Raw genomic sequence first — 21,378 nt, 5'->3', positions numbered from 1 at the left:
GCCAGGCCGTATTTAACGGATGTTAAACCAGCCAGTCGTTTCCTCAATTACACGCCAGAGTTTCTGGGGTATAGCAAGTTGCTCTACGTCTGATGCAGCAATACTGAGAGCAATTTTTCCTTCAGCTTTGCCATCAACGAATTTAACCCAGTCTGGGTTCATCACCATACCCTGACCTACTGCCGTCAAAGATACCCCTGCTTTTACAGCATCCTCGGCCTGCTCTGGCGTTCGCAACTGCCCGGCAACAATCAGAGGTATACGTCCAGCAAGGTGATCGCGCACGATTTCTATGATTTTGGGGCCATTCGGTGCATCAACGGGTCTGGCTTCAAGTGCATTACCGAGTGATACATGAAGATAATCAATACCCTCATCGACCAGGCGGTCAACCAGCTGAAGCGACTCATCAATGCGCAACCCATCTTCGTAATGCTCATCCAGTGAAATGCGGTATCCCATCAGGAAGGGATCGGTTGCATGCTCAGCAATCGTTTTACGCACACTCTCAATGACGCTGAGCGGGAAACGCATACGGTTTTTAAGGGAGCCGCCCCATTGATCTTCTCTACGGTTGGAATGAGGTGAGAAAAAGTTCTGAAGTAAAAAACCATGAGCACCATGTAACTCAACACCATCAAATCCTGCTTCTATTGCACGACGAGTTGCTTCCCCGAAATCGTGAATAACAGTTTCGACTTCAGTGCATGTCAGTTCACGAGGGGTAACGGACGGTGCGAAAGGACCGGCGTCACCGGGAATAGCGCTTGCGGCTACAATATCCGAAACCAGTTCAGGGCTGGTTTTCACACCTGCATGGAATATTTGTAAGATTGCCGGTGCTCCACCGCTTTTAGCAGCAATAGCAAGGCGCTTTAAACCGGGAATAAATTTGTCGTCATACGCAGCAAACTCTCCCGTAAACCCAATGCCGTTTTCCTGAACATGTGTACAGCCAGTAATGACCAGCCCGATGTCCTGAACGCGTCGACGATAATATGCTTCTTCCTCATAAGATACCGTGCCGTCATCATTACCCGACCAGGTCGTCATCGGGGCCATCACAATACGGTTGCGCAGCGTCACACCTTTTCCAAGTGGAAATCTTTCAAGTAGTGGAGTTTGTTTCATGGAAAGTCATACCTATGCGAGATTTTTCTTGAAGAAAGGAGCCAGCTTACTCGCTGCAACCGTTGCACCCTGACCATCATAGAGGTCCATATGTGTTGCACCCGGAATGATATGCAGCGTTTTTTGGACAGAGGCCGCAGTGTTGTGTAATTCCTGGCTGTGCCAGAGCGATCCTGCTTTACTACCGGCTACAATCAGTAGTGGTTGTGTTAAATAGACATCAGCCCCTTCAAATCCGGTGAAAGACGCCAGCGTACTGATACTTGTCATCAGCATTTGATTGGTAGAAGTCGGATATTTTCCGCGTTCGGTCAGATAGTAGTCCGCAGCTTCCTGAAGATCTTTTGGAGCACTGGCATCACCCAATTTAGGCACATAGTTGACATAAACCGGTGCGCCGCCTGCTGCTTCGACTGTGCGCTGTTTTGCAACCGCATCCAGAGTTGGAATGAGTTCAGATTCTGATGTTGTTCCCTCCCAACCCTTACGGGTTGCGGCTCCGACATCCACAGCACTGACTGTTGCCAGCGCTTTGATTCGACGTTCCGTCATCGACGCTTTAACCGTGATACCACTGCCTGCACAAACGCCTAATGCGCCGATACGATTATTATCGACATAAGGAAGAGTGGTCAGGTAATCGACTGCGCTATAGAAATCGACGACTCGCTTCATGGGATCATCAATAAAGCGTGGTAATCCGCCACTTGCCCCCTGATGAGAGGCATCAAACGCCAGGGTGACAAATCCGTCTTTAGCCAGTTTGAGGGCATAAAGTCCCGCAGTCTGTTCCTTAACGCCACCACCAGGGTGGACAACGACAATAGCAGCGTATTGACGGTTTTCGCTGAAGTCCGGGGGTACATATACGTTTCCGGACATCATTATTTCATTGTTCCGGAACAGGACACTGCTGACTGTGACGCCATCTACGTGTGTCGTGGTGCCAGATGTACGAGGTGTTGGTGAGAGCAGGGCTGAAGCATGACCCGCCATCAATAATCCTGCTGAAGCCACTGAACTCGTCAGGATAAAATTTCGGCGGCTTAACCCGCCTGCTTTTTTACTCATTGCAAGACTCCTTCATTTACACGATGACGGCCCTGGCCGCTGAAAGAACACAGATAGTTTCAGCCGTCATCTTAATCTCTTTAGTATTGAGAAATTAGATGCTTAATTTCGCATGGGCTTAGAAGGAGGTTTTATTAATAGGGTTATAAGAAACTGAGTTCCATATGGACCAGGACAAACAGCGCTTAAAGGTTATGGGGCGCGGAGTGCTTCGAGCACAAGTGCAAATGCCGGAGAATGCTGTAGACGGCTGGGGTAGTAAAGATGATAGGGGGGACGCGGTGGGCACCAGTCTGTCAGCACCTGGACTAACATCCCGTTTTCAAGATAATTCTCCACGGTATCCAGCGGCAGATAAGCAAGTCCCAGTCCATCAAGGGCGGCCTGCCTCATCATATTTATTGTGCTGAAAGTCGCTCGTCCATCGATACGGACCTTAATTTCAGTCTCATCCTTGCGAAACTCCCAGGTATAAAATCCGCCATGAGTGGGCAGGCGTAATCTGATACAGTTATGGTCGTTTAAATCACGAGGCGTTCCCGGGTAGGTCTTCCCCATGAAATAAGAGGGCGCTCCGACCACCGCAAAACGGAAGTCCCTGGCAAGGGGCAGGGAAATCATATCCATATCAACCTGTTCGCCCAAACGAACTCCGGCATCAAAACGCTCAGCGACAATATCTTTGAGTTCGTACTCGCTGATAATTTCAATGTTGATATCGGGATACTCAAGCATCACCGGGGCAAGTTTAGGCCAGAGAATTGTATCGGCGGCGTGTTCAACGGCAGTAATGCGCACAGTACCGGCTGGTTTTTCTCGTAGTCCGCTCAGCGCAGCTATCTCACTTTCAATTTCGTCAAAATGGGGTCCTATACGGGAAAGTAGCCGCTCGCCAGCTTCAGTCACAGAAACGCTACGCGTGGTACGGGTAAGAAGACGAAGACCAAGGTCAGCTTCTAGAGTCCTCACCGTGTAGCTCAGCGCCGACTGTGAGACACCTAACTGAGCGGCCGCTTTAGTGAAGCTTTTTTCTCGGGCCACGGCGATAAAAGCTTGATAATCGTTCACATTTTTACGGCGCATTAATTGACCAGGTCCTTTTGGATTAATATTTCTTTCTTATAAAATAATTCCTGGGGTGGAGGTTTGTCTATTGGTAACGATCCGACGTTCCTCATCCATGACAAATATCCATTAGCACTCACTAATGCTCAACTTCCGCTTTTGGCACATTGAAGACATTACAATGGGCGATTTTTTCCCTCGCACGCGTGCATGTAAATATTAAAAATTTTCTAGAAAATAAAAACTTACTTCCCAGAACAGGTTTTAATAAAACCTGAACTGAACGAACGAAGTGAGTGAAGTTCACCTCGAACGAAGTGAGAGGTTGTCTTTTCAGGTAATACTCTCCCAGGGAGGTGAGTACAAAATTTCCTCACCAACCTGGTCGTTACATAACCTGAAAAGTTATGACCTAAGTCTACTGCCAGCTTAGGCTTGGGAAGTTATGGATGACAGCACCCCAGAACCGAGATCTTCCCACACTTTATGAAGGGGAGCACTGGATTCAACCTCTCGAAATACTCCAGACTCGACAATCATAAAGTGACCCTTCTCTCTGCTCACTTTGGTTCCCCCTTCCCCAACCCCTAAACGGTGCCGGTTCTACGCTGGTAGTGAGCTTTTTAAACCTGACGCCAGTGACGCTATCCCCCACCCATCAGGTCGAGCTGCCGGAATCAATCCGGAAAGCGGGTAGATTTTATCACTGGCGATCTGCGTTTTAAATGGTAAGTACTTACCGATTATTTCGATTGATTATTTTCTCGACCATGAAGTTGGACGTTCAGGGCAAACACCTCATTGATGAGTTCCCCTAACAGCTGCTCCACCAGCTCTTTGTGCTCGCCTGAATGAAGACACTTGAGCGACCATTCGTAGAGACTGAAAGCCTTATCGCGATCTTTCATCATGTCGCGCACTTTGGCCAGAAAATCGCTCTCAACGAGCGCTACGACGTTCGTCGGGTATACCATGATAGTTTTCCTTACTGTGGTTCATAAAATCGATTCTAGAGCGTCTGGAGAGGGGTTCCAGTGGGTTCTGGAGGTGTAAAACGGTCTGGGAGTTGTTTGGAAATCACGTCTTAAAAAGCCTGCGTCTGTATATATTAATAATTAGTACTTAGTTATTTATATATACGGAAGCAGGTTCTCAAACTAACTCCCAGACTGGTGTTTACGCTGCCTTTTTACGTGGTCTCTTCTTCCTGACAACATTGGCAGGATCATAACCACCCAGCTTTTTCATCACCGCCAGCGGTATCTTGCTGATGGTGTGCCCAGCTTCCTGACAGTAGCCACGGAAGATAAGCAACATGCTACCACCAGGGTTGATGTTCACCTCCACCAGCCCAAGTTCAACATCCGGCTCAACGAACGCCACGCGGCCGCCAGACAAGATGACGGTTTCGTTGGCGCATTCAGCCGCACGCTCGTACCACTGCGTATCGAGGGATTGTGGTATCAGCATGACTGTCGTCACTCCACGCGCCTGCTCGCGAATGGCTGCGTCTATCCAGGGGGTGATTTTGGAGTAGGGCGGGTTAAGGAACGCCACAGTGCCAGGTTCTCCCCAGCTGCACTTGAGCGCATCACGCTCAACACCGATAAAGTTCGGCAGGAGAGCATTATCTTTGTTGCAGGCGACGTCCACATCGAACTTTACGCCTATGTAACGTTGGATGGCGACAAACAACCACTGCGGTGTGCGCCAAAGGTCGCGAAGAGAGGCATCACGCTCTCGCTTTTTGATTTTTTCGGCTGCGATCATTACTTTGCTCTGATAGATAAATACTTACCTATTTTTTCATTTAATCCAACGGATAGCAAACAAAGAAGAACGCGCCAGATTCGCAAACGGGAAGCTCTCTGGCGCGTTTTATCGATGCTGGGTATGCAATTAGCTTACCCAGCGTCCTAAAGCTCTCAGGGGGCTTTATATCGGGTAGGGGAACATCATCCAATGGAATACTCCGCTATGAATTTTTTGACGATCGGCGACTCTTTATTAAGGGTTAGATTTCCACCTTCCCTGGTGGCAATGCCAGTAGCTGGAAACACAGCCATCATCTGGCCAGCCTGAGTCGAAGCGGTGTTGAGCGGATATGGTTTCTCCGGGTTGCTCATTAGCGCCAGTTTAATGCTATTGCTGGTCGCCGTGTTCGCGTCAAGGATATGGCGCATTGCGATTACCGTGTAGACGCTGATTTCCGGCCCACCACTAAACCAGTTCAAAAGGTTTAAGATCTTGTCTTTCGCTTTGACTGGCGCCCCTTCGAATGCGGCAGTAAAGCTCTCACTTTCCAGACCGGCTGTCGCATAGAACGATTCGTCCTTACCTTCCAGCGTGAAGCGAGGTTTGGCCGGGGTACGCTCTGATTTTGCCTTCTGGCGTTTTGGCTGCTCTTCTTCAGGTTTAGGCTCTGACGCCACTGAAGGTAAAGAGGTTGGATCTGTACCGGTAGTCTCAGTACTTCGAGCGTCAAGTTCAGGCGCTGGCTCGTTCACTATCTCCGCAACAAGGTCACGCTCTGGTTCCTCGACCTTCACCGATTCGTGCTCAATCTCAAGCTCTTCCAGAACGCTACTCAGATCGCCGGTAGAGCTGGCATTCATGACTTCATCCGCCACCGCCTCTACTGGTTTTGCGATTGCATCATCCAGACCAGAGAGAAGATCGTCGATCTCGTCGACACCGCTCATTTTCGCAGCTTTCTGCACTGGTTCATCGATAGATTTCAACATTGCAGTCAGTTCGTCCAGGTCATCGTTTTTAACAGTGTTTGTAACTGCGCTCATTTTTAACTCCTTATATTTTCGTTGGTGCGTTTCCGCGTTTTGGTTGAGCGTATTCTGGCAAAACCTATCAGGCGGAAAAGTCATAATTACAGGCAGTTAGAAGAACTGAAGGCAAAGAAAAAGCGCCATCAGGCGCTTTCGAATGGGAGTTTGAAGAAGCCGTATTTCTCTCGGGCTTTGAAGAAACACTGCATCATCAGGTCAGTATCGTAGAGAGCGCTGTGGGCCTTCTCACGGTCGTAAGTGAACCCAAGTGAGAACGCCAGCTCTTCCAGGCGTGGGCGCTTCCCATCCTCGGTAGCCCACAAGCCATCCAGCATGGAGTCAACCAGAGGGATATCTGGCAGTTTCACCCCATAGCTACCGAACTCGTGGCGAATGAACGGAAGGTCAAAAGCCTCTCCGTTATGGGCGACTAACGCGCTACATGCGCCCATGTACGCAGCAATCTTGCCTGCGTGGTCAGCCAGTAGCGGTTCCGTCGCCAGATCTTCCAGTGAAATGCCATGCACTGCCTGCGCCTTCGGATCGATACTGCGACGCGGGTTGAAGCGCATCTCAAGGCTGTCGATGTGCTTCTGGGTTTCCAGTTCATAACGGGTTATCGCGATTTCGATAATTTTGTGGCCGGATGTGAAGTCCAGCCCTGTGGACTCAATATCGACGCCACCGACAATCGTGGTCATTCGTACTCCTTACAGCTTCTTCGCGCCTTTCAGCAGTGCGCCACGCACAAACTGAGCAGCCTTTTTCAGTGCGTCCTCGCCACTTTCGCAGACGACCGGCTCGCGCCATTCGCCCGTTGATGTGTTGAGGATCTGGATTTGGTTGGTCTCCGGGCAAACGGACACGTACAGAACCGTACCGCCTGAGAGTTTGAGGTGCATAGGAAACAGAGGGCGCTTGGTGCCGCCATTGAACTGCGACATCGCCACATTGATGGCTTCGCCAACCTCTTCCCCAACAAGCCCTTGAACGGACTCAAACACTGCGCGGATAGCCAGACGTGCTTCACGTTCACTCATCAAAGAGCGGGATTGTTCGTCAGCAATGCGGATCAGTGCTTCAATCGCTTTACGATCTAATTCATCCGAGAGGGGAAGTTCGTCTATCATTCTGTTTTTCCTCGATTCATTTCGCGTGTCTTATTGTCACACTGCCCAACAGGGGAGCAACATTCAGTGGAAGGTCACTCGTCCTGTTATACGGCGCTCGATGTTTTCAGCGGCTCTGTCCAGCACTCGCAATACCGATCTGGCTCGCGCTTCAACTGTGCGGCACTTTTCAGAAATAACGAACACCTGCAGATCGCCGGTTTGGGGAAGCGTGTTGATTTTCGTCAGCTCACCGCACATAAGTGCATCGATGCGAGCAACATAGAGACGGTCAAGCGATCCTCGCTGGGGACGCGCGAGATCTTTGCTGGAAAGCTCAACGCCCGGGCGAAGACCCGCGATAGCATTGAAGTTGGAAATGGCCGCTTTGTGGCAAAACTGCTCAATGTCGAGAGCCAGCTCGATGCAGCGGTCTTCGTTGGTCTGGCCGACCAGGTCAAGCGTATAAGCCATGACATCGGCTGGCGTGCGGTCGATAACAAAACCTTCAACGCCGCGGGTGATCATCTCGATGTGTCTGGCAATCTCCATCTGAACCTGAAGACGTTCGTAAAGGGGCAAACGCTCGCCAACCTTCACCCCCAGACAGCTCATCAGCTTGCCAACGCCGGCATCCACATACGGAATGCCATAATGCGCATCGATGTACCTTGCCAGGGTTGTTTTTCCACTGCCCTGTGCGCCAGTGATTCCAATCCGGTAATCCATTACGACCTTCTGTATACGATCTGCAAAAAGCCAGGCTCATCCTCATTTGCACGTTGGGTATAAGCCGTTTCGACTGGTACGAACCCTAAAGAACGCATCATTGGCGCCGGGAAGAACGCATCCGCGCCCGGCACATCCACGCCAATATGCGACAGCCAGATCTCTTCTACGTGTGGCATAAAGAGCGAGTAAATCTGCCCGCCACCAATCACCCAGACCGGATCTGGCAGTCTCAAAACGTCATCGATGCCAGCGGGGTAGAAACCATTGGGGATATACCCACGAGAGCGCGTCAAAACGAGGTTATGGCGCTCTGGCAGCGGGCGCTTGAGACTTTCCATCGTCTTGCGTCCCATCACGACAGTGGCGTTTTTGGTGAGTTGTTTGAACAGTTTCAGATCGGTCGGGCAACGCCAGGGAAGTTCGTTGCCAATACCGATTTCATAGTTGCGGCCGACAGCTGCAATCATCTTCATTGGCTTACCTCATAGATGGTTGGTCGCTGGTGAGAATCTGCCAGCGCAGAACGCAGACGCGGATCATGAACCAGTGCGGCGATAAGTAAGTCGCCTTTGTGCTCTGCCAGCGTGCGCTTGATATGGGTTTCAAAACTGACACCGCGCGGAACCAGGTGGAGCCAGTCATAATCAATGCCGAAGTCCTTCAGCCAGCGTTTGGTTGGGCCTTCGAGCGCTTCCGGACGACTACTGATAAGCACCACTTCAGCACCGGAGCGAGCAAAACCACGCAACATGCGGCTGGTGGGAAAGATGAGTTCATCACCGGCAATGAGAGCGCCTGCATCCGCATCAGACACTGCTTTGCGATGGCTGGCTCTCGCCAGCACACCTTCAATTTCACACAACACATACATCCCTCTGGCCATATCACACCGCCACTGGAACCTTGATCCACGGAAGAGGGCTGTAGCCGCACACCTGCACACCTTCCCATTTGAAGTCGTCCAGTTCGGCCCATTCATGCGGAAAAATGACAACCGGGTCGGACTCTTTGGGCGGCTCGCGCTTCATCAGCTCCTCAACGCCTTCCATGTGGTTGTCGTAGAGATGAACGTCAAAGCCAAAATGCACGAATGCGCCAGCCATGTGGCCGGTGATCTTCGCGAGGAAGTGGGTGAGAATGCCGTAACCGGCGATGTTGAACGGCATACCAACAAAGGTATCGACGCTGCGCTGCACCAGACATGAGTTCAGAATGCGTTTCGGGATGCCCAGCTCGTCCAGCATGTTCTCAGTAATGCCGCCATCTCTTTCCAGAAGACACAGCATCTGGGTGTAAATGGATTCGTGGCCGTGGCGGTTGTGCTGGATGCCAATGTCGGTGGCCATCGTCAGTCGAGTCTCAAAGTCCAGCTCGCGACTCCACTGTGAAAACACGAAATGGCATGGCGGCAGCTTCATATCTTCCAGTTCGCCAACATTCCAGGCATTCAGCAGGATGCGACGATCTGTCGGGTTGGTGCGAAGCGTGTGAACGATACGCTGTAGCTGGTCGATTTCACGGGACAACACAACGCGATCTTCACTTACGCCCAGATACCCCTCGACCTTGTACCCGCGCTCACGGAACGTGTCGATTTTGCTCAAATACTCGCTATGGCTCACGATGCGGGTATCTTCCCACCGACGCCATTGTTTGCCATAGACCGGGCCTAAATCGCCATTTTCATCAGCCCAGGCATCCCAGATTTTGACGCCATTGTCTTTCAGGAACTGGATGTTGCCCGTTCCTTTGAGATACCACTCCAGCTCAACCAGTAACGGCTTCAGGTTGACGGCTTTTCCGGAGATAAGTGGAACAGAGCCGCCCGTCAGCATGTAGTAGGAAGGGACATATGAAACGCTTTTTGTGCCGGTTCCGGTGCGATCACCCGCGTGAACGCCAGTGTTGAGCACCGTTTCAACCACTTTGGCATACGAACCACTGGCAAACTGACCGTTCGTAAAGTCTCGATTCAGTAGGATAGACAAAATCAACCTCACACAAGGATAAGTAAGTACATACATATTATTTATACAAGTTTATCTGTCAGAAGTGTGTAAGGCTAGGAGGGGAGTAAAAAAAATGGTGGCTCTTAGGCCACCATTGCAATGAGCAATTAAGAACTTGGACAATAAAACACGCCCAGGCAATATATAATTATAAGTATATACTTACAATTATTTTTTTACCATCTCGTAAAGAAATGAGGCTTTCGCCTTCTCAACAAAGCGAGTCAGATCCACATCGCTGTAGGTTGGGGATTTGAGGATCTTGCCATCAGAAACTCTGAAGCCAATCATCATGTCAGTCCCTTCAGCGTGGCGGAAGCCCAGATCTTCCTTGTCGTATTTGCAATTCTCTACCGCCACACGACGCTCTTCGGCGTCAGCCGGCCACAGCTTGGTCATGTTGGAACGATGGATTTCTGCCACCAGCTCAACAATATCGATACCGAGAAAATCAGCTAGGCGGTAGGTCATCATGCAGGCAACGTAGATTTTGTTCATCACGCGGCGCAGCTCCTGCACCAATTCGGAATCGCTTATCGGCTTCGCTTCGAGTTTGTCAGCCAGCGCATTCAGCATTAATGCAGCTTCTTTTGCTTCTTCAAACGGGATGGCCATATCGTCAAAGACCGTGTTGCCCGGAACCATGATGGTGTGGATGAAGCGATCAACACTCTGCTCTTGGGTGTAGTAGCTCATGCCCGTAGAGATTCCGCCTTTGATGGCCACCATTGTGCCGACGCCCACGTAAAGGAAGTCAGCCATCGCATCCAGCAGCGCCGTCATGTCCCCGTTTTTAGCTGCCGGGATGCCCTCGGTAACAGCTTCTTCGTGGATCAGCTTGGCACGCAGACGCAGTAGTGCCGGATCTGGAATGGCACGGCGTGGGTGCTGAAACAGTGTGTGGAACTGGTCAACCATCAGGTAGATGCTTTCCGTTGCCTTGCCAAAACCGAGATTCAACTCGTAAGGCTCTGGCTTAAATCCCACGAGTTTGTCTGCGGCAAGTTTCAGATGATCGGTCAGTTTCGTAAATTTCATGTCTTCTTTCTTTCCTTTGGACTTCATTTGATACGTCAATTGTGACCCAGCAGCGCCAGGCCACAAAGTGGTTAAACTCGGCTTAAAGGTCTGCGAACTGGCTCAGGCCGGAGCGATCGACAGCGGAGTCAATCTGGCCAACGAGGTAGTTGCTTTGTTCAGCTTCCTGCGGAGCGATCTGCAGGGTGTCTGACAGCAGCCATTTGTTCATCCATACCAGTGGATCGTCTTTGATTTCCGGGAACAGCGGTCGCAGCCCAAGACGACGCATTGCCAGGTTGGTGCGGTATTTCACATAGCTTTTGAGGATGTCGGCATTCAAGCCAATCATTGAGCCGTCTTTAAACAGATAGTCAGCCCAGCGCATTTCCTGCCCGGCCACGTCCATCATGGTCTGATAGATGAAGCTCTCTTCTTCTGCGGCAATCATCTTCCACAACAGACCTTCACGACCGGTACGCATAAAGCGGATCATGCGTTCAGTACCTTCGCAATGCAAAGCCTCGTCACGCGCGATAAAGCGCATGATCTTCGTGTTGCCCTCCAGCAGCTTCCGCTCACCAAAGGCGAACGTACACGCAAAACTCACGTAGAAGCGAATCGCCTCCAGTGCATTCACCGACACCAGTGTTCGGAACAGCTGGCGCTGGAGAGGGTAGGGCTTGCCATCAAACTCGCTGACATACAGCCGTTCAAATTCGTCTTCGCCAAGATGCTGGCGAGCGCAGGTCATTTCGTACAGCCTGTCATATTCGCTTGAGATGCTTACAGCCCGGCTGATGATCTCTTCGTCCGTGACGATGCCGTCGAAAACGATGCTCGGGTCATCCACCATACCGCGGATAATGTGGGTATAGCTGCGGCTGTGAATCGTCTCAGAGAACGACCAGGTCTCAACCCATGTCTCCAGCTCAGGAATGGAGATCAGCGGCAGCAGTGTTGCGTTTGGACTGCGACCCTGAACGGAATCCAACAGCGTCTGGTAACGCAGGTTGCTCAGAAAAATATGGCGTTCGTGCTCTTGCAGCTTGGTATTGAAGTCGATGCGGTCAGTGGTAATGTCGACTTCTTCAGGGCGCCAGAAGAACGAGAGTTGTTTCTCAATCAGCTTTTCGAAGTCACGGTACTTTTGCTGATCGTAGCGTGCTACGTTGACAGACTGGCCGAGGAACATAGGTTCCTTCGTTGCGTCGTTAGCGCCCAAACGGAAAGTAGAATAAGTCATGTGTTTCCCTCTGAATGTTATCGAGTGGCTTTAAACAAATTGTTATCTTATTGGTTTAAATAAGGTACTCAACTCAATGAAAAGGTGGGGGTTTCTCCCCACGCTCATCAGATTTTGCACGCGCCATCGCACTCATCTTCTGGCTCAACAACCTCCGCAGCGGAAGGTTCGGACACCTGATCGTCGTCATCACGCTTACCAGCGCCATCACGCGTGTTGTGGTAATAAAGCGTCTTCACACCTTGCTGATACGCAAACAGCAGGTCTTCCAGCAGCTTCATCATTGGAACCTTGTCGCCAGGGAAGCGAGTCGGGTCGTAGTTGGTGTTCGCAGAGATGGCCTGATCGAAGAACTTCTGAATGATGGCCACCTTAGTCAGATAGCCGCGGTTGTCCGGCATATCCCACAGGTACTCGTACTGGTCTTTCAGTTGCGCGAAGTCCGGAACGACCATCTTCACGATGCCGTCTTTGGAAGACTTCACGGACACCGGGCCGCGGGGCGGCTCAATACCATTGGTGGAGTTGGTGATCTGACTGGACGTCTCGCACGGCATTTGGGCGGTCAGAGTGGAGTTACGCAGACCATGCTCACGGATACGGCCACGCAGCTCTTCCCACGGCATTTTCAGCTCGAAAGAGGTCTCCGGGTTGGTATCCAGCGTTTTGCGATAGTGGTCGACTGGCAGCTGGCCCTGTGCATATTTGGTGTGGGAGAACCAGTCACATGCACCTTTCGCTTCGGCCAGTCGGCAGCTCGCATCGAGCAGGTAGTACTGAATGGCTTCGAAGGTCTCATGAACCAGCTGGTTGCCCGCAGCGTCAGAGTAGTTAAAGCCGTTCTTCGCCAGATAGTAAGCAAAGTTGGTCACGCCAATACCCAGACTACGACGAGCTTTAGCCGGGATTTCTGCAGCAGCCATCGGGTAGTCCTGATAGTCGAGCAGAGAGTCCAGTGCCGCCACAGCGTAAAACGCCACGTCTTTCAGTGAGTCCAGCGTGCGGATCGCGCCCAGGTTGAACGCAGACAGAGTGCAAAGCGCGATTTCCCCGTTTGGATCGTCAGTGAACGCCAGTGGCTTGGTCGGTAGCGTGATCTCCATGCAGAGATTGGACTGGTGTACCGGTGCAATTTCCGGAACGAATGCGCCGTGATCGTTCATGTGGTCGACGTTGGCAATGTAAACACGACCAGTAGAGGCACGCTCCTGCATCAGCGTAGAGAACAGGTCGACGGCCGGGATAGATTTCTTACGGATGCTCTCGTCGGCTTCGTACTTCAGGTACAGCTCTTCGAACTTGTCCTGATCAACAAAGAACGCGTCGTACAGGCCCGGCACCTCGTGTGGGCTGAACAGCGTAATGTTTTCGTTGCGCACCAGGCGGCGATACATCAGACGGTTGATCATCACACCATAGTCGAGATGACGAACGCGGTTCTCTTCAATGCCACGGTTGTTTTTCAGCACCAGCAGACTTTCAACTTCCAGATGCCAGATCGGATAGAACGCTGTAGCAGCGCCGCCGCGAACACCGCCCTGAGAGCAGGATTTCACAGCTGTCTGGAAGTGTTTCAGGAATGGAATAACGCCAGTGTGGGTGGCCTCGCCATTGCGGATCTCACTGCCCAGCGCACGCAGACGCCCAAAGCCAATACCAATGCCCGCGCGACGTGACACGTAGTCGATGATTGCGGAAGACGCAGCGCTAATCCCTTTCAGACTATCAGCTGCTTCAATCAGCACGCAGCTAGAGAACTGGCGAGTAGGGGTGCGCACGCCGGCCATAATTGGCGTTGGCAGAGACAGCTTGAATGTACTGGTCACATCGTAGAAGCCTTTGACCATCTCCAGACGCGTCTTACCGGCGCAGCCATCTTCCCAATTCTGGAACAGGCACATGCCGACCAGCATGTAGAGTTGCTGTGGCCCTTCGTAGATAGCGCCAGTTACTCGGTTTTGAACGAGATACTTGCTCGCCAGCTGCACGGTTGCGGCATAGCCGAAGTATTCGTCGCGCTTAGGCTTGATGTACACGCCCAGCTCGGCAATTTCTTCCTGAGAGTAGTACTTGAGAAGGTCTTCATCGTAAACGCCACGGCTGACGTTGCTGACGATGTGATTGTAGAAATTCGGGTAGTCATACTGCCCGAAGGCGTCCTTGCGGATCTTGAACAGGCTCAGTCGCGCGGCAACCTGCGAGTAGTTCGGGGTTTCCGGAGAGATCAGATCGGCAGCGGACTTTACCAGCGCCTCATGCAGCTGGCAGGTGGTCATTCCGTCGAAAATGCTGGCAGCAGCGCCCATAGCGACAGCAGACGCGCTAACGTTGCGAATGTTTTCGACTCCCCACATCACAACGCGGTTGTATTTTTCCTCTGACAACGGCTCAGTGGAACCGTTACGTTTTACGATGCTTATCATGTATCACCCAATAAAAAAGACCACTAAATATAGTGGCCTCATGTTAATAGATAAGTACTTACCTATCAATTACCGACTTATAAAATTCCTGCAAGAACATCGCGAACCTGACGGAATTGATCTGTTTGCATACCGGTGTAAATCGACGCGACAGCGTCCGCAAGGTGCTCGTTTTTATTCACCAGCACTTCCTTACCAGATTGCTTACGGCGCAACCACGGGGCGTTTGGCTGCTTCTGCGTAGCCCACTGAATGATCTCTTCCTTCGACGTGGTCAGCTTATTCCCGACATAGTGCTTAATCTCGTTTGGCGTGACCTGTATCAGTGGCTTATCCACGCACGCCAGTACGCCAATACAGATGCCGTATGAGGTCTGAGAGCGACTCGATTGGCTACCAACCGGCAATTCGCAAAACACCATATGAGCCTGCTCGATTATGGGCTTGGCGGTACGCCAGATTTCATTAGCGCGGCGCAGATCGTCGCTGTTTACGCGAACCGTCTTCTTGTTGCCGCCAGCTTTGGTTTCCACCAATGTCAGGCCATGAATGTCCAGCTTATCCGTTTCCAGATCCAGCGTGCCAATCGCCAGGCCAAAGTTGCTCATTGAAGGGTCGACGCCGACCACACGAATGGTTTTACTCATTTTTGGTCTCCTTACCACGTAGCCCAGGTTGGGCATTCCATTAGTTTCTGTTCAAGTGTCTTTTCCGGCTCGCGAGTTGGCGGCTTCGGAATGTCGCTAACAACGTGAATGCTATCATTGGTTAGAACGCCTGCAGCAATGTCCGCATCGATCATGCTCTGGCCGATGAAATGCCGCATGATGTCGATCAGATGGCGTGCAGCCGTTTCATTCGCGCTGAATACATGGGGGAGAAGTACTTCAATAATCGCTACTTCACATCCCTCCTCGTAAAAGCAGAGTTTCGCCCGCTTTGAAATTGGCGCGTGCCGGTCATAGTCAACAGATAAGCTGGCGAAAGCAGCACCCGGCATTGCAACGTGATCCGCGCGTGCGTTAGCGTGTCGAATCAGATTAGTGAATGCGGTGCTGATGTGCGTCTCCATCGCATTGAAGAGCGCATTTTCTTGGATGTTCAGCGTTCCGGTTTCAGCAATCACAACGAACCCCGGCCCAGAATGTGGGAGATATCCACCTTCCGTAAATGGATTAATAAGGATCAGCGCAGTGCTTCCTGACGGCAGCATAGACAAACTCGGCATCAACGGAGTCGATGACAACAGACTGGTTAATACCGAGAACTGGTCGTCATTGATGTTTTCGTTTTTCCACAAAAGTGCAGGCGCAGCTGCTTTTGCCGTATGGTGGTTTATCAGCTTTATAGACTGCATCACGGCAAACATCTGCAAAAACTGCGTTCGGCTCAAGTTAAACGACATAGCTGCGACCCTCTTTGACTTCGACTGTGATGGTTTCCCGGAACCACGATTTCATCTCTTTGTGGGAAATGATCATCACTGTGCCGCGTTCACGCGCTTTGGCTTCCAGAATCCCCATGAGACGCTCCAGACCGGCAGTGTCGAGCGCGTCGTCAATTTCATCCCCGATAAACAGCTCGATATTCTTACTGGCGCGACTGGCAACCAGATCCTGCAAAGCAAGAGAGCACGCAATGCGTACCTTACGCTTCTCGCCACCAGACAACGTCTGGAAGGATTTGCTGGAGCCTGTTTTGGTTACGCTGATATTGAATTTGTCGCGATACTCGCCTTTCTTCGTTGTCTCCATTGTCGACCATTCGGCAACGATATTGCCGTCCGACAGCGTGTTGAGATACTCCGCAGTCCTGATGTTCAGGAAAGGCGTAACAGAAGTCAGGATGTGTGAACGCACGCCAGCTGGGGAGTAAACCTGGCGAGCTTTCTCCAGCAACAGAGCCTGTTCCTGAATGCTTTTTAACTCTTTTTTAAGTACTGCATGATTAGATTTATTGGCAGCCAGGTTGTCTTCATGGCGCTTAATGACAGCCAGAAATGGGTTTACCTCTGCCATGATGCGATTCACGTCAGTACGCGCCCGCGCCACCATCGCTTCGACGGCCACAACTTCACGTTCGCGATGACGCAGCGCACTTAGCTCATTGGTCAGGCGTTCGATTCTGGCGATGATTTCTGAGACGTCGGGTGTGGCTGCGACCAGTGCAGACTCGATGCCGAGCGCTTTCTCAAGACGAGCTTTGTGTTGAGCCACTGCCGCTGCTGATGCCTGCGCCTGGCCGATCTCATTACGCGCTTGTTCAATGAAACTCTCCTTCACGGTGGACAAATCTTCTTCGCAGTAGGGCTTTCCGCACGTAACACAAGGTGCTCCGACCTTTGTGTTGACCTCTTCTGCTTTGCTTTTAAACGAGCGAGCACGGTTCATGGACTCGTTCTGTGCCGCTTCTGAAGTGCGGATGCTTGAGCGGATCTCCGTAATCGCACCGCGCACCTTCAGCAGTTTGGCGTCATGCTCTTCTTTGGAGGCCAGCTTGCTGCGTTCGCCAGCAATCGCGTTTTCCGTATCCCGGATCTGTTCCGGCAGCGAGCGAATTTCCATCACGACTTCGGACAGCGTTACCTCCGCGCCAGCCAAATCGACGCGGGCCTTGTCCAGACGTTCGCCGCGATCGCGCTCCCAACTATCAGAGGACGCTTTGGCCGCCTCAATCTCTGACTGCGCGGTCTCGATAAGCGTGAGACAGGCGTCCATTTTGGATTTGGTAACATCCATGCGTGCGGCAGCTGCATTAGCACGCTCGCGAGCAATGGCATAGGCTCGCGTTAACCGGTCGACGCCAGCGGCTTCTTCAACGATGGTTTTGAGGTTCTTGTCGGACATACCCGGCAGATCAGGCATTGCTTCCTGACTGGCGTAGATGGACGCCATGAACACCTCTTTCGATGCACCAATCAGGCGTTCAACGAACTCCTGCGTCAGTGTGTCTTTGCCTTTGGTCATATCACCGTCTTCGCCACGGACGATCAGCCGGTTCTTGAACTCTTTGTGTTTGCGGTGGCGAATGATGGCGTAACGCTTTCCTTCATCCTCAACAGTCACCATCACGCGACAGTTTTTCTCGTGGCCTGTAGAGAGCACGTCGTCACCTTTGACACCATGCGCAGTTTCGCCATACAGACACCACATCAGGCTGTTCATCAAAGTCGATTTGCCCGCGCCATTGCTGGCAGCGGAAGAGTCGCCACTGTTAACACCCTGAATGAGCACCAGACCGCGTTGGTCTAACTCAACTTCGGCGCTGGCTAACGCCATGAAGTTCTCAACCTGGAGCTTTAGAAATTTCATACAATGCCTCTAACTTTTTGATTCAAATGCTGGCCTTTTCGCAGTTGAAACTCCGTGTGGGCTGGGAAAGATCGGCGTTTCAGTACGCCTTGTTTGCTCAGTCTTCCCAGATAAAACGCCACAGGGTTTCCGTTGGGTGGGTAGGGCTTGTGGAACATCACCGTCTGGCCTCGTTCAAGTCTTTTCATCGTGGAGATGAAGTCCCGAAAGCTCCCAGAATGGCTCGTACTCACATTGCCTCCGCACTCTCCGCTTCGGTCAGGATCTCCTGACACAGCATGTCCAGCTTGCTCAGGTCGAAGCCGCCGTCAGTGTCGTGAACGATCTTGCAGTACGCCGCGACGGACTCGCCCAGGCTGTCTATTTTGCTGGTCTCCGCAGTACTGGCAGTGCCTTCCATCATCGATGCCTTGCGGATGAAGTTGCAGACGACACCCTTCGCGCCCATTGTTTTCAGGACGTTCTGGATTTTGATGCCCTCTTCATCGCTCTCCACAACGGCACGGAAGCGCACGTAGTTACCGCGAATTTGGTCGTCTTCCACATCGTCCTCAAGGTTGACGAACTTGGGTGCGGAGGTTTCGTGGTGGGTGAATGTGCCGTCAGGGTTGACGATCATGAAGCCAGCCAGCGAGCCAACATCGCCCCAATTCTGGTGCGTCAGCGCCCCGATGCTCACCACTCCAGGCAGCACTTCTTTGTGGTTGTGGTAGTGTCCGGACAGCAACAAACGGAAGCCGATATCTTTCAGTTCCTGTGCGTCGATGCCGACATCAGGCATGGTGGGGATCGCTTTGTTGATTGAGGTATGCACAACAACATCGTGGTTGTCGCCATCCAGCCCGGAACGCAGTGTTTTGAGGTCGCTGATAAGCTCTGCGTGGTTATTGCGCCAGCTAATCAGATGGACGGTAACGTCGCCCATTTTGATGGAGTGAGGACGTTTGCCGCAGACGATTTCCACACCGATTGAGCGCAGAGAGGCCGCTGCATTGGCGCTGTATACGGAATCGTTGGTTTCGAGGTCGTGGTTGCCGGCCAGCATTACCACTTCGAGGCCCAACTCTTTGATGATCCACTCGTAAGTTTCAGTCACGAAATGCAGGACGGAAGGTGATATAGCACCACGAACATGGAAAGTATCACCAGCCACCAGCATGTACTTACAGCCCGCAGCTTTCATGGCTTTGGCTGCTTCTTTCGTGGCGTCCAGTTGGATCTCCAGTCGAGAGTTCAGCCCGTCAGCGTTTGTTGTCGCAAAAGCATCCCAACGATGATAATGGGGATCTGATATCACCCCGTATGGCAATGTCATGTGTCTTTTCCTTTGTGGTTATTTTGATACAGATGTTAAGCGTGTTTGAGAGGCGAGCAACCCAGACAACACGGCACAGAAGAAAATCTACAGGCACACGATTATGACAAATTATATAAGTAAGTGAATACCTATTTTATGAAGCGGCATAGATTTCTAAATGTTACAAGCCACTCTATAATCGCAGTCACTCATTGATGACAACTAAACGAAAAAGGAGAACGGACGGTGAAACGCGTAATTATAGGGACGATGGCCGTTGCTCTGATCGGATGCGTGCCAAAGCCGCCTCAAGATGAAAAGTTAGCTGGCGGGTACGTTGATATTTATTCCACTTCAAGCGTAGCTATTGCCCAAGACAGAGCCGACAAATTGTGTGGAAGCCATGCCTATTATGTCTCCAACGACAATGATTTAACCAAAGTCATGGGTAAATACGCGCCTTCATTCCCAAAAATCCGTTTCAACTGTGATCTTGAAATGGCCGCTTATCTCGGTAGCAAAGAGGCAAAGGAGATCAAGATGAAGCGCATAGAGGAAGCCTACAAGGAGATGTACAAGGCCCAATATGAGCTGAAAGAAGTGCGCCGTAAGAACGCTGATCCGAAGAAGCTGGAGTCCTACACAGAACGCGATCCTGACGGCACTATTCGCAGCTACAGCTTCTTGAACGGCAAGTCGTGCGAATCCATCGTATACCCAGACGGCACTGGCAAAACAACTTGCGATTAATTCTTCAGGAGCACCTCGTATGGGGTGCTTTTTACTTTGGATCGCGAAACAGCATCTGCGTGCCTTTGGGTGACGTGTCGAAAAGGTGAAAACCTCTGCGTTTTAACATGTCGGCCATTTGCGAGGATTTGACGTAGCACTTCGCCATCATCGGCTGGCTCGGGTTTGAATCGATCATGTCGGACACCAGCATTGACCCATAGCCTTTCCCGCGCAGCTCTTTGACGATACTGGCGGCACGGAGTTCAAGTCGTGGCGTACCGGTTGGATCGAGTGCGGCACAGAACCAGATTAGCCCTGCTTTTTTGTCATCAGAACGGCGCAGCAGGATGTAGATATAATGGCCAGAGTATTGGCCCTGCTCGTTCGTCTGGATGGCCAGCCTGGTCTGCTTCTCAAAGGTTTTACCCCCCTTTGATGTGAGGATCTCTTCGTAGAAGTGACCCTTGCGTGCGCCGTCTTCGAACTCACCCATGATAAATGGCATGTCTGCCACAGTTGCTGCCCTTGAATAAAATTCACTCATGTATTAATCCCTAAAGCTCTCAGTGTCTTTCTAAGACACCATATTTTATGCCCCGGTAAAACCATGAGTTTACGTTTAAAACGTCTCAGGGGGCTTCTGACGCGCTACGCTGATGTCGATTACCCCAGCTTTTGGGCGAGGGTCGACAAGATTCAACTCTTCAGCACTGTGATACTCCGTATCGAACTCCCGATCGACATGGCGAATGTAGATGGCCGTGAGAAGGCTGTCGTCGTTCAGGAAGTGTCCGTAGGATTTGCGGATCACTTCGCCAACCTTCTCGATCTTCTCTCCACCCATGCAGAGATGGTTAAACCGGCTGTGTTTCCGCAGCATCTCATCCACCGGGCCGGAGTAGACCTTTTCGACTCTCCCGAACCGGATGATATTTCCAGTATCAGCCTCAACCAGACAAACGAGCTTGCCAGGTTCGACCCGGTCTCGCCATGTTACACCAGAGCGGAGTGTGTTGAAGTAGGGAGCGTCTAATCCGATGATCGGTTTACGAAATGCCAGCAGTGGCACGTAACGTATGCAGCTGTTCAGATGGAAGTGCGCACCGGCGTCGTGGAGTTTGAGCCGGGTTTCATTAATCGGGCACTTCGACGCAATGCCGCACAGGTCGCAGAGCAACTTCTGTTTGTTCAGGCTAGTGTTCGATTCAATGGTGTAGGAGCCATCTTCAAGACGGCGAACCCAGCGCGTGCGTTTGAGATCCATAATTCTTATTCAAATAGTTATGTCCGGGGCAACGATAACTGACAAGGCGCACCGATGTTTGCAAATGCCTGTTTTACTTATACCCATTATTCACAGGACCGATCCAATAATTAGATCCCCAGAGAGATCCTACAGAAGATCAAAAGAGATCCCCGATCGTCTCCAGCCGTTGCGGTTACTGGCCTGGG

23 protein-coding genes are annotated in these 21,378 nt (G+C 51.5%); 1 reads left to right on the top strand and 22 read right to left on the bottom strand.

The features are described from left to right. Window positions 1–12: 12 nt before the first annotated feature. From AC2FAJ_RS20310 to AC2FAJ_RS20215, 20 genes are all read right to left on the bottom strand, one after another. On the bottom strand, window positions 13–1,131 hold the full coding sequence (locus AC2FAJ_RS20310) for an NADH-dependent flavin oxidoreductase (protein WP_485454465.1): 1,119 nt from the start codon (window positions 1,129–1,131) through the stop codon (window positions 13–15). Between the two features lie 12 nt (window positions 1,132–1,143). Further along, window positions 1,144–2,202 (bottom strand): alpha/beta hydrolase, encoded by a 1,059-nt coding sequence (locus tag AC2FAJ_RS20305; RefSeq protein ID WP_225759046.1) that lies wholly within the window; start codon window positions 2,200–2,202, stop codon window positions 1,144–1,146. Window positions 2,203–2,394: 192 nt separating this feature from the next. After that, entirely contained in the window at window positions 2,395–3,285 is an 891-nt protein-coding gene (locus tag AC2FAJ_RS20300; protein ID WP_485454464.1) for a LysR family transcriptional regulator, read from the bottom strand. 725 nt (window positions 3,286–4,010) lie between these two features. Beyond that, on the bottom strand, window positions 4,011–4,241 hold the full coding sequence (locus AC2FAJ_RS20295; RefSeq protein ID WP_000262979.1) for a hypothetical protein: 231 nt from the start codon (window positions 4,239–4,241) through the stop codon (window positions 4,011–4,013). 202 nt (window positions 4,242–4,443) lie between these two features. Further along, the gene (locus AC2FAJ_RS20290; protein WP_004109976.1) at window positions 4,444–5,037 is read right to left on the bottom strand and encodes a phage N-6-adenine-methyltransferase; all 594 of its coding nucleotides are present in this window, start codon (window positions 5,035–5,037) and stop codon (window positions 4,444–4,446) included. A gap of 185 nt (window positions 5,038–5,222) precedes the next feature. Next, on the bottom strand, window positions 5,223–6,065 hold the full coding sequence (locus tag AC2FAJ_RS20285; RefSeq protein ID WP_485454463.1) for a hypothetical protein: 843 nt from the start codon (window positions 6,063–6,065) through the stop codon (window positions 5,223–5,225). Window positions 6,066–6,193: 128 nt separating this feature from the next. Continuing rightward, entirely contained in the window at window positions 6,194–6,751 is a 558-nt protein-coding gene (locus AC2FAJ_RS20280; protein WP_000208226.1) for a 3'-5' exonuclease, read from the bottom strand. A 9-nt stretch (window positions 6,752–6,760) separates the two neighbouring features. After that, entirely contained in the window at window positions 6,761–7,180 is a 420-nt protein-coding gene (locus tag AC2FAJ_RS20275; protein ID WP_485454462.1) for a hypothetical protein, read from the bottom strand. 63 nt (window positions 7,181–7,243) lie between these two features. After that, a complete protein-coding gene (locus tag AC2FAJ_RS20270; protein WP_063946405.1) occupies window positions 7,244–7,888 on the bottom strand; it encodes an AAA family ATPase in 645 nt (214 codons plus the stop codon). Continuing rightward, window positions 7,888–8,364, bottom strand: a complete 477-nt coding sequence (dfrA51, locus tag AC2FAJ_RS20265; protein ID WP_000781812.1) for a trimethoprim-resistant dihydrofolate reductase DfrA51 — start codon at window positions 8,362–8,364, stop codon at window positions 7,888–7,890. Before dfrA51 ends, AC2FAJ_RS20270 begins: the two co-directional genes overlap by 1 nt. After that, window positions 8,361–8,756 (bottom strand): HAD family hydrolase, encoded by a 396-nt coding sequence (locus AC2FAJ_RS20260; protein WP_160859100.1) that lies wholly within the window; start codon window positions 8,754–8,756, stop codon window positions 8,361–8,363. Before AC2FAJ_RS20260 ends, dfrA51 begins: the two co-directional genes overlap by 4 nt. Window positions 8,757–8,775: 19 nt before the next feature. After that, complete coding sequence (locus AC2FAJ_RS20255; RefSeq protein WP_072105598.1) at window positions 8,776–9,879, bottom strand: thymidylate synthase; 1,104 nt, start codon at window positions 9,877–9,879, stop codon at window positions 8,776–8,778. A 189-nt stretch (window positions 9,880–10,068) separates the two neighbouring features. Next, window positions 10,069–10,938: a pyrophosphohydrolase domain-containing protein gene (locus AC2FAJ_RS20250; RefSeq protein WP_485454461.1), complete on the bottom strand. Its 870-nt coding sequence runs from the start codon at window positions 10,936–10,938 to the stop codon at window positions 10,069–10,071. An 82-nt stretch (window positions 10,939–11,020) separates the two neighbouring features. Then, window positions 11,021–12,163, bottom strand: coding sequence for a class Ia ribonucleoside-diphosphate reductase subunit beta (gene nrdB / locus AC2FAJ_RS20245; RefSeq protein WP_485454460.1), 1,143 nt, complete (start codon window positions 12,161–12,163; stop codon window positions 11,021–11,023). Between the two features lie 107 nt (window positions 12,164–12,270). Beyond that, window positions 12,271–14,586 carry a class 1a ribonucleoside-diphosphate reductase subunit alpha gene (gene nrdA, locus AC2FAJ_RS20240; protein WP_485454459.1) on the bottom strand — a complete coding sequence of 772 codons (2,316 nt, stop codon included), beginning with the start codon at window positions 14,584–14,586 and terminating at the stop codon, window positions 12,271–12,273. A 77-nt stretch (window positions 14,587–14,663) separates the two neighbouring features. Continuing rightward, a complete protein-coding gene (locus tag AC2FAJ_RS20235) occupies window positions 14,664–15,233 on the bottom strand; it encodes a RuvC family protein (protein WP_004110012.1) in 570 nt (189 codons plus the stop codon). Between the two features lie 11 nt (window positions 15,234–15,244). After that, complete coding sequence (locus AC2FAJ_RS20230) at window positions 15,245–15,991, bottom strand: hypothetical protein (protein WP_485454458.1); 747 nt, start codon at window positions 15,989–15,991, stop codon at window positions 15,245–15,247. Next, the gene (locus AC2FAJ_RS20225; RefSeq protein ID WP_396525387.1) at window positions 15,981–17,897 is read right to left on the bottom strand and encodes an AAA family ATPase; all 1,917 of its coding nucleotides are present in this window, start codon (window positions 17,895–17,897) and stop codon (window positions 15,981–15,983) included. The genes AC2FAJ_RS20230 and AC2FAJ_RS20225 overlap by 11 nt, the downstream gene beginning before the upstream one ends. Beyond that, window positions 17,894–18,130 (bottom strand): hypothetical protein, encoded by a 237-nt coding sequence (locus AC2FAJ_RS20220; protein WP_000107766.1) that lies wholly within the window; start codon window positions 18,128–18,130, stop codon window positions 17,894–17,896. Before AC2FAJ_RS20220 ends, AC2FAJ_RS20225 begins: the two co-directional genes overlap by 4 nt. Beyond that, the gene (locus AC2FAJ_RS20215) at window positions 18,127–19,212 is read right to left on the bottom strand and encodes a metallophosphoesterase family protein (protein WP_006812554.1); all 1,086 of its coding nucleotides are present in this window, start codon (window positions 19,210–19,212) and stop codon (window positions 18,127–18,129) included. The genes AC2FAJ_RS20220 and AC2FAJ_RS20215 overlap by 4 nt, the downstream gene beginning before the upstream one ends. A gap of 228 nt (window positions 19,213–19,440) precedes the next feature. On the opposite strand from AC2FAJ_RS20215, the gene AC2FAJ_RS20210 reads away from it, so the two are divergent. Next, complete coding sequence (locus AC2FAJ_RS20210; protein ID WP_485454457.1) at window positions 19,441–19,944, top strand: hypothetical protein; 504 nt, start codon at window positions 19,441–19,443, stop codon at window positions 19,942–19,944. A gap of 31 nt (window positions 19,945–19,975) precedes the next feature. Here AC2FAJ_RS20210 and AC2FAJ_RS20205 read toward each other — a convergent pair whose 3' ends face one another. Continuing rightward, entirely contained in the window at window positions 19,976–20,431 is a 456-nt protein-coding gene (locus AC2FAJ_RS20205; protein WP_233154615.1) for a GNAT family N-acetyltransferase, read from the bottom strand. A 114-nt stretch (window positions 20,432–20,545) separates the two neighbouring features. After that, window positions 20,546–21,190: a hypothetical protein gene (locus AC2FAJ_RS20200; protein WP_485454456.1), complete on the bottom strand. Its 645-nt coding sequence runs from the start codon at window positions 21,188–21,190 to the stop codon at window positions 20,546–20,548. Window positions 21,191–21,378: the final 188 nt, after the last annotated feature.

This window comes from Enterobacter cloacae complex sp. 385G4, assembly GCF_057320665.1.
Note: the sequence above shows the minus strand (reverse complement) of the source record. Positions and strands in the feature narration are given on the sequence as shown.

Bases quoted from the DNA above. Each gene is read 5' to 3' on its own strand.
- AC2FAJ_RS20215 (WP_006812554.1), bottom strand. From the start codon at position 19,212: ATGACATTGCCATACGGGGTGATATCAGATCCCCATTATCATCGTTGG.
- AC2FAJ_RS20200 (WP_485454456.1), bottom strand. From the start codon at position 21,190: ATGGATCTCAAACGCACGCGCTGGGTTCGCCGTCTTGAAGATGGCTCC.
- AC2FAJ_RS20300 (WP_485454464.1), bottom strand. From the start codon at position 3,285: ATGCGCCGTAAAAATGTGAACGATTATCAAGCTTTTATCGCCGTGGCC.
- AC2FAJ_RS20230 (WP_485454458.1), bottom strand. From the start codon at position 15,991: ATGTCGTTTAACTTGAGCCGAACGCAGTTTTTGCAGATGTTTGCCGTG.
- nrdB (WP_485454460.1), bottom strand. From the start codon at position 12,163: ATGACTTATTCTACTTTCCGTTTGGGCGCTAACGACGCAACGAAGGAA.
- nrdA (WP_485454459.1), bottom strand. From the start codon at position 14,586: ATGATAAGCATCGTAAAACGTAACGGTTCCACTGAGCCGTTGTCAGAG.
- AC2FAJ_RS20310 (WP_485454465.1), bottom strand. From the start codon at position 1,131: ATGAAACAAACTCCACTACTTGAAAGATTTCCACTTGGAAAAGGTGTG.
- dfrA51 (WP_000781812.1), bottom strand. From the start codon at position 8,364: ATGAAGATGATTGCAGCTGTCGGCCGCAACTATGAAATCGGTATTGGC.
- AC2FAJ_RS20280 (WP_000208226.1), bottom strand. From the start codon at position 6,751: ATGACCACGATTGTCGGTGGCGTCGATATTGAGTCCACAGGGCTGGAC.
- AC2FAJ_RS20275 (WP_485454462.1), bottom strand. From the start codon at position 7,180: ATGATAGACGAACTTCCCCTCTCGGATGAATTAGATCGTAAAGCGATT.
- AC2FAJ_RS20225 (WP_396525387.1), bottom strand. From the start codon at position 17,897: ATGAAATTTCTAAAGCTCCAGGTTGAGAACTTCATGGCGTTAGCCAGC.
- AC2FAJ_RS20270 (WP_063946405.1), bottom strand. From the start codon at position 7,888: ATGGATTACCGGATTGGAATCACTGGCGCACAGGGCAGTGGAAAAACA.
- AC2FAJ_RS20205 (WP_233154615.1), bottom strand. From the start codon at position 20,431: ATGCCATTTATCATGGGTGAGTTCGAAGACGGCGCACGCAAGGGTCAC.
- AC2FAJ_RS20290 (WP_004109976.1), bottom strand. From the start codon at position 5,037: ATGATCGCAGCCGAAAAAATCAAAAAGCGAGAGCGTGATGCCTCTCTT.
- AC2FAJ_RS20285 (WP_485454463.1), bottom strand. From the start codon at position 6,065: ATGAGCGCAGTTACAAACACTGTTAAAAACGATGACCTGGACGAACTG.
- AC2FAJ_RS20250 (WP_485454461.1), bottom strand. From the start codon at position 10,938: ATGAAATTTACGAAACTGACCGATCATCTGAAACTTGCCGCAGACAAA.
- AC2FAJ_RS20295 (WP_000262979.1), bottom strand. From the start codon at position 4,241: ATGGTATACCCGACGAACGTCGTAGCGCTCGTTGAGAGCGATTTTCTG.
- AC2FAJ_RS20235 (WP_004110012.1), bottom strand. From the start codon at position 15,233: ATGAGTAAAACCATTCGTGTGGTCGGCGTCGACCCTTCAATGAGCAAC.
- AC2FAJ_RS20305 (WP_225759046.1), bottom strand. From the start codon at position 2,202: ATGAGTAAAAAAGCAGGCGGGTTAAGCCGCCGAAATTTTATCCTGACG.